At 69.5% G+C, this 14,194-nt stretch carries 11 protein-coding genes; 9 read left to right on the top strand and 2 right to left on the bottom strand.

Annotated features, from left to right (window positions below):
• From rpoB to I5I_RS13460, 3 genes are all read left to right on the top strand, one after another.
• Positions 1-1,934, top strand: a 1,934-nt coding sequence (rpoB, locus tag I5I_RS13470) for a DNA-directed RNA polymerase subunit beta (protein ID WP_036320764.1), incomplete at its 5' end; no start/stop codon positions are given.
• Between the two features lie 44 nt (positions 1,935-1,978).
• Complete coding sequence (gene rpoC, locus I5I_RS13465) at positions 1,979-5,854, top strand: DNA-directed RNA polymerase subunit beta' (RefSeq protein WP_036320759.1); 3,876 nt, start codon at positions 1,979-1,981, stop codon at positions 5,852-5,854.
• 178 nt (positions 5,855-6,032) lie between these two features.
• Complete coding sequence (locus tag I5I_RS13460; RefSeq protein WP_036320756.1) at positions 6,033-6,647, top strand: hypothetical protein; 615 nt, start codon at positions 6,033-6,035, stop codon at positions 6,645-6,647.
• Between the two features lie 6 nt (positions 6,648-6,653).
• Here the strand turns inward: I5I_RS13460 and I5I_RS16130 are convergent, their stop codons facing one another.
• On the bottom strand, positions 6,654-7,271 hold the full coding sequence (locus I5I_RS16130; protein WP_051039635.1) for a TetR/AcrR family transcriptional regulator: 618 nt from the start codon (positions 7,269-7,271) through the stop codon (positions 6,654-6,656).
• Positions 7,272-7,417: 146 nt separating this feature from the next.
• Here I5I_RS16130 and I5I_RS13450 point away from each other — a divergent pair, with 146 nt between their 5' ends.
• Positions 7,418-8,500 carry a zinc-binding dehydrogenase gene (locus tag I5I_RS13450; protein WP_036320754.1) on the top strand — a complete coding sequence of 361 codons (1,083 nt, stop codon included), beginning with the start codon at positions 7,418-7,420 and terminating at the stop codon, positions 8,498-8,500.
• A 36-nt stretch (positions 8,501-8,536) separates the two neighbouring features.
• On the opposite strand, the gene I5I_RS13445 is transcribed toward I5I_RS13450, so the two are convergent.
• A complete protein-coding gene (locus I5I_RS13445) occupies positions 8,537-9,190 on the bottom strand; it encodes a hypothetical protein (protein ID WP_036320751.1) in 654 nt (217 codons plus the stop codon).
• A gap of 127 nt (positions 9,191-9,317) precedes the next feature.
• Between I5I_RS13445 and I5I_RS13440 the strand changes: the two genes are divergently transcribed.
• The 5 genes from I5I_RS13440 to I5I_RS13420 all read left to right on the top strand — a co-directional run.
• The gene (locus I5I_RS13440; RefSeq protein ID WP_036320749.1) at positions 9,318-10,277 is read left to right on the top strand and encodes an ABC transporter; all 960 of its coding nucleotides are present in this window, start codon (positions 9,318-9,320) and stop codon (positions 10,275-10,277) included.
• Positions 10,277-10,762 carry a hypothetical protein gene (locus I5I_RS13435; protein ID WP_036320747.1) on the top strand — a complete coding sequence of 162 codons (486 nt, stop codon included), beginning with the start codon at positions 10,277-10,279 and terminating at the stop codon, positions 10,760-10,762. Before I5I_RS13440 ends, I5I_RS13435 begins: the two co-directional genes overlap by 1 nt.
• 52 nt (positions 10,763-10,814) lie before the next feature.
• Entirely contained in the window at positions 10,815-11,480 is a 666-nt protein-coding gene (locus I5I_RS13430) for a hypothetical protein (RefSeq protein ID WP_036320745.1), read from the top strand.
• A 128-nt stretch (positions 11,481-11,608) separates the two neighbouring features.
• Complete coding sequence (locus I5I_RS13425) at positions 11,609-12,754, top strand: serine/threonine-protein kinase (protein ID WP_036320741.1); 1,146 nt, start codon at positions 11,609-11,611, stop codon at positions 12,752-12,754.
• Positions 12,754-14,194 (top strand): Ig-like domain-containing protein (locus I5I_RS13420; protein ID WP_187289960.1); only part of this gene is annotated, 1,441 nt, incomplete at its 3' end. The genes I5I_RS13425 and I5I_RS13420, both read left to right, overlap by 1 nt.

Raw genomic sequence — 14,194 nt, 5'->3', positions numbered from 1 at the left:
GGCATCGAGGAGACGACTACATCGTCGCTCAGGCCGGTGTCGAGCTGACCGCCGACGGCAAGTTCGCCAACGAGCGCGTGCTCGCCCGCCGCGGTCAGGGTGGCGAGGTCGACCTCTTCCACGCCGACGAGATCGGCTACATGGACGTCTCGCCGCGCCAGATGGTGTCGGTCGGCACCTCTCTCATCCCGTTCCTCGAGCACGACGACGCCAACCGCGCCCTCATGGGTGCGAACATGCAGCGTCAGGCCGTGCCGCTGCTGCGCAGCGACTCGCCGTTCGTCGGAACCGGCATGGAGGGCTACGCCGCCATCGACGCCGGTGACGTCATCACCGCCGACAAGGCCGGTGTCGTCATGGAGGTCTCCGCCGACGTCGTCACCGTGCAGCTGGACGAAGGCGGCACGAAGGACTACTTCCTGCGCAAGTTCGACCGCTCCAACCAGGGCAACTCCTACAACCAGCGCGTCATCGTCTCGGCGGGCGACCGGGTCGAGGTCGGCGAGGTCATCGCCGACGGCCCCGCCACCGAGAACGGCGAGCTGGCGATCGGAAAGAACCTGCTCGTCGCGTTCATGACGTGGGAGGGCCACAACTTCGAGGACGCCATCATCCTCAGCCAGGACCTCGTCAAGAACGACACCCTCTCCTCGATCCACATCGAGGAGTACGAGGTGGATGCCCGCGACACGAAGCTCGGCAAGGAGGAGATCACCCGCGACCTCCCCAACGTCAGCCCCGACCTGCTGAAGGACCTCGACGAGCGCGGCATCGTCCGCATCGGCGCCGAGGTGCGCCCCGGCGACATCCTCGTCGGCAAGGTCACGCCCAAGGGTGAGACCGAGCTGAGCGCCGAGGAGCGCCTGCTGCGCGCGATCTTCAACGAGAAGAGCCGCGAAGTCCGTGACACCTCGCTGAAGGTGCCCCACGGCGAGCAGGGCACGATCATCGCCGTCAAGGAGTTCAACGCCGAGGACGGCGACGACGAGCTCGGCTCGGGCGTCAACCGCCGCGTCGTGGTCTACATCGCCCAGAAGCGCAAGATCACCGAGGGTGACAAGCTCGCCGGCCGCCACGGCAACAAGGGCGTCATCGCGAAGATCCTCCCCGTCGAGGACATGCCGTTCCTCGCGGACGGCACGCCGGTCGACGTCGTGCTCAACCCGCTCGGCATCCCGGGTCGAATGAACTTCGGCCAGGTGCTGGAGACCCACCTCGGGTGGATCGCCAAGCAGGGCTGGAAGGTCGAGGGCACCCCGGAGTGGGCCGTGCACCTGCCGGAGGAGGCCCGCGAGGCCGCTCCCGGCACGAAGGTCGCGACTCCGGTGTTCGACGGTGCGCACGAGGCGGAGATCGCAGGCCTGCTCGACTCGACGCTGCCCAACCGCGACGGCGAGCGTCTCATCGACAGCTCGGGCAAGACGACGCTGTTCGACGGTCGCTCCGGCGAGCCGTTCCCGGCGCCCATCTCCGTCGGCTACATGTACATCCTGAAGCTGCACCACCTCGTGGACGACAAGATCCACGCGCGTTCGACCGGCCCCTACTCGATGATCACCCAGCAGCCGCTCGGTGGTAAGGCGCAGTTCGGCGGCCAGCGCTTCGGTGAGATGGAGGTGTGGGCCCTCGAGGCCTACGGCGCCGCGTACGCGCTCCAGGAGCTCCTGACGATCAAGTCCGACGACATCGTCGGCCGCGTGAAGGTCTACGAGGCCATCGTCAAGGGCGAGAACATCCAGGAGCCCGGCATCCCCGAGTCGTTCAAGGTGCTCATGAAGGAGATGCAGTCGCTCTGCCTGAACGTCGAGGTGCTCTCGGCCGATGGCACGCCCGTCAACCTCCGAGACACGGATGACGAGGCCTTCCGCGCAGCGGAGGAGCTCGGCATCAACATCTCCAGCCGCTTCGAGTCCTCGTCGATCGACGAGATCTGACCCGCGGCCTGATTTCGAAACTTTTCTGAGACACAGGAGAACCAGTGCTCGAGTCCACCACTTTCGATCAGCTTCGTATCGGCCTGGCCACCGCTGACGACATCCGTCGTTGGTCGTTCGGCGAGGTCAAGAAGCCCGAGACCATCAACTACCGCACGCTCAAGCCCGAGAAGGACGGTCTGTTCGGCGAGCAGATCTTCGGCCCCTCGCGCGACTGGGAGTGCGCCTGCGGCAAGTACAAGCGCGTCCGCTTCAAGGGCATCGTCTGCGAGCGCTGCGGCGTCGAGGTCACCAAGAGCTCGGTGCGCCGTGAGCGCATGGGCCACATCGAGCTCGCCGCCCCCGTCACCCACATCTGGTACTTCAAGGGCGTGCCCTCGCGCCTCGGCTACCTGCTCGACATGGCGCCGAAGGACCTCGAGAAGGTCATCTACTTCGCCGCGTACATGGTGATCTCGGTCGACGAGGACGCCCGCCACCGCGACATGCCGACCCACGAGGCGAACCTGCGCCTGGAGATCAAGAACCTCGGCGACCGCCGCGACGCCCGCGTGGCGGCGCGTCTGGCCAAGCTGGAGGAGGAGCTCGCGGCCCTCGAGGCCGAGGGTGCCAAGGCCGACCAGAAGAAGAAGGTCAAGGACGCCGCCGAGAAGGAGATGGCGTCCATCCGCAAGAACGCGGACGACCAGGTCGCCAAGCTCGAGCGCATGTGGGACGAGTTCCGCGGTCTCGAGGTCGGTCAGCTCAAGCAGGAGGACGACGTCTTCCACGAGCTGCAGGACCGCTTCGGTCAGTACTTCGAGGCCTACATGGGCGCGGAGTCGATCCAGCGTCGTCTGCAGGCCTTCGACCTGGCCGCCGAGGCCGAGTCGCTGCACCTGCAGATCTCCGAGGGCAAGGGCCAGCGCAAGATCCGCGCGATCAAGCGCCTCAAGGTCGTCAACTCGTTCCTGCAGACGGGCATGAGCCCGGCATCCATGGTCCTCGACGTCGTCCCGGTGATCCCGCCGGAGCTGCGCCCGATGGTCCAGCTCGACGGTGGCCGTTTCGCCACCAGCGACCTGAACGACCTCTACCGTCGCGTGATCAACCGCAACAACCGTCTTCGTCGCCTGATCGACCTCGGCGCCCCCGAGATCATCGTCAACAACGAGAAGCGGATGCTGCAGGAGGCCGTCGACGCGCTGTTCGACAACGGGCGCCGCGGTCGTCCCGTCACCGGTACCGGCAACCGTGCTCTGAAGTCGCTGTCCGACATGCTCAAGGGCAAGCAGGGCCGCTTCCGTCAGAACCTGCTCGGTAAGCGCGTGGACTACTCGGGCCGTTCGGTCATCATCGTCGGCCCGCAGCTCAAGCTCCACCAGTGCGGTCTGCCCAAGCAGATGGCCCTCGAGCTGTTCAAGCCGTTCGTGATCAAGCGCCTGATCGACCTCGGTCACTCGCAGAACATCAAGGCCGCCAAGCGCGCCGTCGAGCGCACCCGTCCCGAGGTCTGGGACGTGCTCGAGGAGATCATCCGCGAGCGTCCGGTGCTGCTCAACCGCGCCCCCACGCTGCACCGCCTCGGCATCCAGGCCTTCGAGCCTCAGCTCGTCGAGGGCAAGGCCATCCAGCTGCACCCGCTCGTGTGCGCGGCGTTCAACGCCGACTTCGACGGTGACCAGATGGCCGTGCACCTGCCGCTGTCGGTCGAGGCTCAGGCCGAGGCCCGCGTGCTCATGCTCGCGTCGAACAACATCCTCAAGCCCTCCGACGGCCGTCCGGTCACCCTGCCTTCGCAGGACATGATCATCGGCCTGCACCACCTGACCACGGTCATCGAGGGTGCCAAGGGCGAGGGTCGCGTGTTCGGCTCGGTCGGCGAGGCCATCCTGGCCAAGGACGAGGGCACCCTCGACCTGCAGGCGAAGGTGCGCATCCGCATCCCCGGTCTGACCTTCCTCGAGGGCGAAGCGCCCGAGGGCTACGAGCGCCACGGTCTCGTGGACGCCTCGCTCGGCCAGGCGATCTTCAACGACACGCTCCCCAAGGGCTACCCGTTCGTCCGCGAGCAGGCCGACAAGGGCAAGCTGTCGCAGATCGTCAACAAGCTGGCCGAGGAGTACCCCAAGGTCGAGGTCGCGGCATCGCTGGACCGCATCAAGGATGCCGGCTTCTACTGGGCCACGCGTTCGGGTGTCACGGTCGCGCTCAGCGACATCCTGACCCCGCCGAACAAGGGCGAGATCATCGCCAAGTACGAGAAGCAGGCGCAGAAGGTCCAGGGCCAGTTCGAGAAGGGTCTCGTGACCGACGCCGAGCGTCGTCAGGAGCAGATCAAGATCTGGACCGAGGCCACCGACGAGGTGCAGGCCGCGATGAAGGCCAACTTCCCGGCCGACAACACCATCAACCGCATGGTGAGCTCGGGCGCCCGTGGTAACTGGCTGCAGATCCGTAACATCGCCGGTATCCGAGGCCTGGTCAACAACACCAAGGGTGAGATCATGCCCCGCCCGATCATCTCCTCGTACCGCGAGGGGCTGTCGGTCGCGGAGTACTTCACCGCGACGCACGGTGCCCGTAAGGGTCTGGCCGACACGGCTCTGCGTACCGCGGACTCGGGTTACCTGACGCGTCGTCTCGTGGACGTCTCGCAGGACGTCATCATCCGTGAGGACGACTGCGGCACCTCCAAGGGCCTCGAGTTCACGATCGCCGCTCCCGGTGCCGACGGCACCCTCGTGCGCGACGCGAACGTGGAGAACTCCGTGTTCGCCCGCACGCTCGCGGCCGAGGTGGTCGCACCGTCCGGCGAGATCGTCGCCGAGGCCGGAGACGACGTGGGCGACGTGCTCATCGACAAGCTCGTGGCCGCCGGTGTCGAGACCATCAAGGTGCGCTCCGTGCTCACGTGTGACTCGGCCGTCGGTGTCTGCGCGAAGTGCTACGGCCGTTCGCTCGCGACCGGCAAGCTGGTCGACATCGGTGAGGCCGTCGGCATCATCGCCGCCCAGTCGATCGGTGAGCCCGGCACGCAGCTGACGATGCGTACCTTCCACACCGGTGGTTCCGCGTCGGCCGACGACATCACGCAGGGTCTGCCCCGCGTGCAGGAGCTGTTCGAGGCGCGTACCCCCAAGGGTGCGTCCCCGATCGCCGAAGCCGACGGTGTCATCAAGATCGACGAGACCGACAAGGCCAAGAAGGTCATCCTGACGCCCGACAACGGCGACGAGCCGCACGTCTACCCCGTCCTGAAGCGCGCGACGCTCCTGGTCGAGGACGGCCAGCGCGTCACGGTCGGCCAGCCGATCCTGGTGGGCACGCTCGACCCCAAGGAGGTCATGCGCGTCATGGGCGCCCGTGAGGTGCAGAAGTACCTCGTCAACGGCGTGCAGGGCGTCTACCGCTCGCAGGGTGTGCCGATCCACGACAAGCACATCGAGGTCATCGTGCGCCAGATGCTGCGGAAGGTCACCGTGGTCGACCACGCCGACACGACGCTGCTTCCGGGTGAGCTGGTCGACTTCAAGCGCTACCAGCAGATCAACCGCGAGGCCGTCGCCGAGGGCAAGCGCCCGGCGTCGGGTCGTCCGGAGCTGATGGGTATCACGAAGGCGTCGCTCGCGACGGAGTCGTGGCTGTCGGCGGCATCGTTCCAGGAGACCACCCGCGTCCTGACGCAGGCGGCCATGGAGGGTAAGAGCGACCCGCTCGTCGGCCTCAAGGAGAACGTCATCATCGGAAAGCTCATCCCCGCCGGCACCGGCCTTGCGAAGTACCGCAACGTCGTGGTCGAGGCGACGGAGGAGGCCAAGAGCGAGCGGTACCCCAACCGCATCTTCGCCTCGGACGGCGCGTACAGCGACGCCGACCTGAGCTACGTCGACTTCGACAGCTTCTCGACGGACGACTTCACGCCCGGCACGTACAACTGATCGAGGCCAAAGGGCCCCGGGGACACGCGTCCCCGGGGCCCTTTCCCATTCCCGCGAGCCGCCACGTTCCGCGCGTGCCGCCATGATCTGGCGCGCCGGAACATGGCGGCTCGGGCAGATCTTGCGGCTCGCGGGAGGGCGCGGCGGGTGCGTGGGGGCGCGGAGATAGCCTGAGCGCATGGCTCGGGTCGGAGGAAGAAACGCGGCGTTCGCGTGGGTCGTCGGTGTCGCGTGTGCGGCGACCGTCGGCGTGCTGGCGTTCCTCGCGATTCCGATGATCCCGGCATCCGTCTCGTGGCTCGGCGACGCGGTCGGACGCCCGTCGACCTCGACACCGGCCGCGGACGCGACGGGCGAGGCGGGGCCTGTCGGGGGCGCGGCGCCGACCCGCTGCGCCGATCTGTACGACGCGGCTCTCGACGCGACGCTGACCTTCGCCCCCGGGGCGGCCGGGCTGACCGCCTCCGCCGACGCTCCCATGACCACCGCGACGCAGCTGGTCGACGCCCTGCGGCCGCAGGTCGTGTTCACCTGTGCATGGCGCGCCGACGCCGGCACCGTCACCACGACGCTCGCGAACGTCCCCGCGGATGCCGGGCCCATCGCCGCGGCGGCGCTGCCGGCGGCCGGGTTCACGTGCTCCTCGCAGGCCGAGCGCACGCGGTGTACCCGCACCGACGGCGAACTCACGGAGACGATCGAGGCCGGTGGGGGCCGGTGGCTGTCGACGAGCGAGACGGGCTGGCACCCGACGGACTACGTCACCCGCATCGCCAAGCGCGTCTGGGGCTGAGCGCGACTATCGCGAGGTCTGCGGCCTCGCGAGCCAGGTCGGCAGCAGGTCCACCATGAGTCGCACGATGCGCTCGTCGTCGACGTCGCCGTGAACCACGATGTCGACGAGGAGCGCGACGAGGCCGCCGGCGATGAAACTGCTGGCCGTGCGTATCGTCGCGTCGTCGTCGGCGGGGCGTTCCGCGCGCACCGCGTCGCGCACCGACGTCGCGAGCGCGGCGAACACATGTTCGCGCAGCCGGAGTGTCGAGGGGCCGGCCAGGACGTAGAGGAAGAACTCGCGTTTCTCGCGGAGCGCGGCCAACAGGTCACGCGTCGCCAGCTCTGCGATGACGTCGCCGGGAAGCTCGTGTTCGTGGCGGCGACGGGCGTCACGGGGGCCCAGCTCCGCGAAGACCTCGTCGACCACGAGCTCGGCGACGTCGTCGACCGATCCGAAGTGCGCATAGAACGTCGAGCGGCCGACGCCGCCCCGCGTGCAGATCGCGGCGACCGACACGCTCTCACCGCTGCGAAGCAACTCTCCGAGCGCCTGCACGATGCGGCCGCGCGTGCGCGCTGGGCGCGGATCCTTGGAAGCCTTCGGCGTCGAGCGGGGGGTGTGCGATTCGAGCGCAGCCACCGCCCCATCATGACAGATGAGTTTCGAGACAGATGTTCAGAATCGCGAGTAGTCTGACGGAGTCCGCACTGATGCGGACGACCTACCGCGACGCTGATGTCACGGGTGACGGGCCGCGGGGCTGCGGCAGAAGAAGGAGAACAGAGATGAAGGCATCGGTCGTGCGCGAGTTCGGCGGAGGATTCCACACAGAAGAGGTGGCGATCGCCGAGCCACGAGGTCGCGAGGTACTGGTCCAGGTCAAGGCCTCGGGGCTGTGCCATAGCGATGAACTCGCGGCCAACACCCCGCTCGGCTACGAAGTGCCGATGGTCCTCGGGCACGAGGTATCCGGCGTCGTCACAGCGGTGGGCCCCGACGTCGTCGACCTCGCGGTGGGTGACCACGTCGTCGCCTGCCTGGTCCAGTACTGCGGATCGTGCGCGAAATGCCTCATCGGACGCGTTCATCTCTGCGAGCACCCGGAGTTCACGGTGCGCGCCGGGCGTCTGGCCGATGCGGACGGCAACGAGCTCGCGCAAGGCATGGGACTCGGGGGCTTTGCGGAGTTCGCACTCATCCACGAGAACCAGCTCGCCAAGATTCCGGATGCCGTTCCGTTTCCGCAGGCGGCGCTGCTCGGCTGCGGGGTTGTGACGGGGGCCGGCGCGGTGATGAACACCGCCGACGTCCAACCCGGTGAGACCGTCGCGATCATCGGCACCGGCGGGGTCGGCACCAACGCCATCAGCGGCGCAGTGATCGCCGGAGCAGGTCGTATCATCGCCATCGATGTCGCCGACGACAAGCTCGACAATGCGCGGCATTTCGGCGCGACCGACGTCATCAACTCCCGCGAGGTCGACGCCGTCGCCGCGGTCAAGGAGCTCACCGGCGGTCTCGGGGCGGACTACGTCTTCGACTTCGTGGGGATTCCCGCAGTGACGCAGTCGGGGCTCTCGATGCTGGCGCCCGGTGGCGGGCTCTACCTCATCGGAATTCTCGACCCGGCCAACCATATCGACGTGTCCGCGCTCCAGCTGCTCGGCGCACGTAACCGGGTCGAGGGCGTCTACATGGGCTCGACAAATCCGAAGCGTGACATCCCGATGATCGCCGAACTCTATCTGCAGGGCCGGTACAAGCTCGACGAGCTCGTGTCGAGGGAGATCTCGATCGACGAGGTGCAGCAGGGCTACGAGTCTCTTCGTGACCCGAAGATCAACCGCGTCGTCGTGACCTCGTTCTGACGTCTCGGAAAGGCCCCAGACCCGGCCCGTCCGCCGCTATCGCGTCGCGGACGGGCTGGGTGTCGGCGCCGGCGTTCTCGGCACCGACCCGGCGGGCGGCCAGAGCGCGTCGATGATGGCGTCGGTGTAGCCGGCGGGGGCGAGATTCGAGTACTGGGTGTCGACGATGACACCGTCGCGGTAGAAGAGGGTGCGCCCCTCCTGCACCGGGAGGGTCGCGGACTGCCAGGTCTTCTCGCAGCGGATGCCGCCGTGCGGCTCGTAGCACGTGTAGCCGTCGTTGCCGAGGGCGTAGAGCGCGTCGCGGGCCGGCTGGTCGGGGGCGTAACCGATGAGGGTCACGAGGCGGGTGCCGACCGCGCCCGGCTCGCCCCAGACACACACCCGCGTGCTGTCGCTGCGGATGCCGCCGCCCATCCCGTCGGCGTTCAGCGGCACGCCGTCGAGTTCCTGCAGGACGCTCGCCGTCAGGATGTCCCGGCATCCCTGCGGCAGGTTCGAGGGCAGCGGCGTCGTCGAGGTGGCCGGGCCCATCGGGAACGGCGCGAGCGTCATCACCGGTGTCGGCGCCGCAGACGACGCCCCCGACGTCGCGCTCGTCGTGCCACCGTCGGGAGTGCCGGCGCAGGCGCTCAGCGCGAGAACCGCGAGCAGGCTGATGCCGAGGGCGGCGAGTCGGCGTGAGGTCATGGCCTCACGATAAGCGGCGCGCGCGGCACGGGCGTCGAGACACGTCGGCATGGCTCCCCGTCGGCGCGCCGGCCCGGCGTTACGCTCGCTGTGCGGCGGCACACGTCCCGCGTGAGGAGCACACGCCATGAGCGACCCCAAGTACGGCGAACCGATCGAGGAGCACCCCCCGGTCGAGACCACGTCGGTCGACGAGGCCGTCGCGAGTGCCCATGCGGGGCTCGCCGACGCCGAGGCCGCCTCTCGCGAGGCCGCCGTCGATGCGCCCTCGACGGCGGATGCCGAGGCCGCCGACGCTGTCCACACGTCCGCATCGGCCGCGTCCGAGCAGGCGCCGCAGCCCGTGGTCGCCGAACCGGCCCACGCGGAGTCGGCACACACGGAACCGGTCTACGGATCCTCCTTCGCCGACGATCCGGTCGACGAGACGTACGTTCCGGGCGCCTATTCGTCTTCTGCGGAGACCGTCGTCGTCGCGGAGCCGGTCGTGCCAGTCGTCCCGGCCGCGGCCCCCGCCCCGCAGCCGATCTTCGTCCAGGCCCCCGAGCCGCCGCGTCTGCGCGGCAACCGCGGCGCCGCGGGCGCGATCGGCCTGCTGGCGACGCTGGCCTTCGGCATCCTGTACCTGGGCGCCGCGCTCGGCCTGCAGGCCATCCGGGGCGAGGTGACGGGTGCCAACGTGGGCACCGCCGCGCTGGCTGCGGTGCAGTCGTGGTGGCTGTGGGTGCCGGTCGTCGTCTTCTTCATCGGCTTCTGGCTGCTCGGCGCCATCATCAACCGCGGACGCTGGGGACACTGGGTCATCTTCGGCCTGCTCGTCGGCGTCGTCGCCTACGCGGGTCACCTCCTCGGCCAGCTCTTCCAGGCGCCGTTCTGGACGCTCACCGCGCGGCAGGGTGCCGACCTCGTTCAGGGGCAGCTGCTCGCCCCGCTCGCGATCGTGGCCTTCGTGCTCGGCCGTGAGCTCACGATCTGGTTCGGCGCGTGGGTGGCGGCACGCGGCAAGCGCGTCACCGAGCTGAATGACGAGGCGCAGCGCGAGTACGAGCGCACGCTCGAGGCGGGCCCGAGGCTGCACCAGAGCTGATGACCGATCCGCGCGGACGCGGTGGCGCAGGCGGACTCGCTCCGCCGGTGGCCACCGCGTTCGCCGTTGCGGGATTCTTCGCCCTGGTCATCGCCGGATTCGGCATGCTCAGCCTGTTCACGGGGGCGGAGGTGCTGGCGGTTTCCGGGCTCGGGCAGCTTCCCGGCATCGTCGGGGGCGCATTCGCCGTCGGCGCGTTCGGGGTGTCGACGTGGTTCGCCCTGCGAGCCGAGCGCACACGATACGGCAGTGCGCTGATCGTGACGGTCGCGACGTTCCTCGCCTACCTCGTCGGTGTACCGGTCGGCGGCGTGCTCTCGGGAGTGGACGCCGCGCGCGTCGTGGCCGCGGCGGGTGGCTTCGCGACCTCGTGGTTCGCCGTCGTGCTGGCCGCCGCAGCTCTGGTGGCGGGATGGGCCGCGATCGCGCTCGTGCGGACCGCCGCCGAGCGGCCGCGCTGGCCGTGGGAGCGCGACGAGGACTGAGCCGTGCGCGCAAATCCGCGCCGATCGGCGCGGATGCCGCCACAATGGAGCCGTGGAGCGGTCGATCGAGACCCAGGTCAGCCAGGCGGTGGACGCCTGGCTGCGCTGGCTGCCGCGCTGGGAGCCCGCCACCCATCGCGGGCGCGTCGCTCCGTGCCGCCGTTGTTTCGGCTCGCCGGTGCTGTCGGCCGCGGGCCTGGGAGCGGATGTTCCGCACGGTGTGCAGCACGGACTCTCCACCCGCATCAAGACGATCGTCGATCACGCGGTGGCCGAGTACACGTCGCGCAATCTCCCCATGCTGCAGGCCGAACTCGAGCAGCAGGCCGCCCGCAACCGGGCGCGCAGCTATCGGCCCGCCGAGGGCCTCGATCCCGAGTTCGAGGGGCTTCCGCTCGACCCGGATCCGGTGCCGGGGGCGCCGTTCCTCTTCACGATCGGCGGGCTCGCGGAGCAGGAGGATGCCGACATCCCCGCGCTGCCACCGCTCAGCGACGATGCGAAGGCGGCCCTGCGCCAAGAGGTCGGCCTCGCCGATGACTACGCGAACATGGTGGGCCGCGAGGTCTGCGCCGTGCTGCTGCACCATCGCCTCCGCATCCAGGCCGCCATCGCGCAGTACGTCGAGCCGCAGATCGCCGCCATGCTCGAGGAGCTCACCCGTTCGCTGGATGCGCCGTTCGAGCCGAACGGCGACCCCGGACTTCCCGAGCTCTGACTCGCCCCGGCTCGCCCCGAGGCGAAGCGGGGCGGAGCGGACGCCGCGGTGCGGCGAGGTGGCTTTGTTAGCATGGCCGGGTTCCCGACGTCGTCGGGAATGGGGTCGCGAGATGACTGAGGGGTGCCATGACGCGCAGGCTCCCGTCTGCGCCGCCGCAGCTGCCGGGGCTCGATTACGTGCGTCCGCTGGGATCCGGCGGCTTCGCCGACGTGTTCCTGTATCAACAGGACATGCCGCGACGCGCGGTCGCCGTGAAGGTGTTGCCGGCCGGCGAGCGTGACCCCGACCTGCTGCGCATGTTCAATGCCGAGGCCGACGTGCTGGCGCATCTGTCGGCGCACCCGGCGATCGTCACGGTCTACCAGGCCGGAATCTCCGCCGACGGACGGCCGTACATCGTGATGGAGTACTGTCCGGGCTCGCTCGCGCAGCGCTACCGGATCGAGCGGATGCCGGTGGACGAGGTGATGGCCGTCGCCGTACGTCTGGCCGGTGCGCTCGAGTCGGCGCACCGCGCCGGTCTCATCCACCGCGACATCAAGCCGAGCAACATCCTGGTGACCACTTTCGGGTCGGCGGTGCTGGCCGACTTCGGCATCTCCGCGTCGTTGCAGCGCAGCGCGGCATCCGACGTCCTGGCGATGTCGATTCCGTGGAGCGCGCCGGAAGTCGTCGCCGAGCACAGTGGCGGCACCATCGCGAGCGAGGTGTGGAGCCTGGGCGCGACCGTGTACTCGCTGCTGGCCGGGCACAGTCCGTTCGAGCGGCGCGAGAAGGATCAGAACACCCGCGAGCTGATGCGTCGCCGCATCGCGCGGGCGACGTTCGTGCCGATCGCCCGCCCGGATGTTCCCGACGCGCTGCAGCAGGTTCTCGCGACGGCGATGACCCGAGACCCCGACCGTCGCTACGCCTCGGCGCGGGAGTTCGGCGAGGCCGTCCGCGAGGTGCAGCGCGCGGCCGGGATCGCGCCCACGGCGCTGGAGGTGCCGACGGAGGAGTGGATGCCGGCATCCGACGCGATCGACTTCACCGACGTGTCGGCACGAGGACCGGCGCGCAGCCGCGTCGCGGAGGGGCGTCGGCGCGCCACGGCGGATCCCACGGCCCGACGCACCCCCGGCGGGGATGAGGACGCGACGGGGCTGAGCGCCTCCGCGCCGCGTGCGCTGTGGTCACCGCGGGTCATCGCGCTCTCGATCGTCGGCGCCCTCGTCGTGGGCGGCGGACTGCTGGCCGCGGCCGCGGCGCTGTGGACGGTGATGCGCTGATGAGGCGTGGCAGCATCGTCGGTCTCGCCGCCGCGGGCGCGACGGCGGCGCTGATCGCCGGGGTCAGCGTGGTGTGGCCGGGCCTGGACGCGCAGCGCACCCCGCCGTCGCAGAGCTCCGCGTGGGTTCTGCAGGCCGACACGCTGCGCTACGCGCGCGTGAACACCGCGATCGGAGAGATCGACACGGTGCGCGCCGTCAGCAATCCGAGTCGGATCGTCACCTCCGCCGACGGTGCGTACATGTTCACCGACAACGACGCCAAGGTCGAGCGCATCGACGACGCCGCACCGGTCGATCTCGACGCCGAGGGGCTGCGCACCGCGACGCCCGCGCCCGCCGGGACGGCCGACATCGACGCCTCCGGTGACGTCGTGGCCTACCGCACCGATGCGGGGGCGGTCTTCGCGGGGCGGCTCTCGGCCGGACCCGCCGCGCCGATCGATGTTCCGGCCGCCGCCGCCGTCGCGGCCGCATCGTCGGGCGTTGTCTTCAGCTATTCGGCGTCGGCCGGCACGGTTTCGCGGATCGACCTCGCCTCGGGAAGGGTCGCCGCCGCCGACAAGGTCGCGGCCACGGTGGAGCGACCCGTCCTCACTGCCGCCGGCGATGACTGGGTGCTCCTGGACACTGCCGGCAGCGGTGCGGGACGGTTCTGGACAAGCCGTGGGACGGGCACGATCTCGCTGACGGGCACCATCGCGGTCAGCCGACCAGCGGTGGACGGCGATGCCGTCTACGTCGCCGACGACACGGGTCTGGTGCGCATTCCCGTCTCCGCGGTCGCGGCCGAGCGCATCTTCGGTGACAGCACGACCTCGCGAGGCACCCCCGCCCGTCCGGTCAGTCGTGGCGGCGTCATCAGCGCCGCGTGGCTTGCCGAGGGCACGCGCGGGGGCACCCTGTGGACCTCCACCGGAGGGGATGTGCCACTGGACTACGGCGGGCAGGGTCTGGGCTCCCAGCGTCGCCCCGTCTTCGTGGATGCCGGCGACAGCGTGATCCTCAACGATGCGCGATCAGGGTGGGTCTGGTCCGTCCCGGAAGGGCGCCTGCTGCCCTCCAGCCAGAACTGGGACATCGAGGACGAGGTGAAGACGGCGCCGAAGACGTCGGACCAGAAGCCGCCGCCCATCATCGACCCGCGCCCTCCGGTCGCCGAGAACGATGCGTTCGGCGTGCGGCCGGGTGCCCTCGTGAGCCTTCCGATCCTGCTGAACGACCACGATCCCAACGATGACGTCCTCGCCGTCGACCCCGCATCGGTCACCGGCCTCGACCCCGCCTTCGGCACCGTGACCACCACCGACGACCGCCAGCGCCTTGCGGTGCGGGTCGCCCCCGGAGCGACGGGATCGGCGACGTTCAGCTATGCGGTCACCGACGGCACGACGGCGGACGGGCTCGTTTCGGACTCTAGAGGATCCCCGGGACCGAGCT

The organism is Microbacterium sp. B24, from assembly GCF_000333415.1.
GTDB lineage: Bacteria > Actinomycetota > Actinomycetes > Actinomycetales > Microbacteriaceae > Microbacterium.
This window is presented reverse-complemented; position numbering and strand designations above follow the sequence as displayed.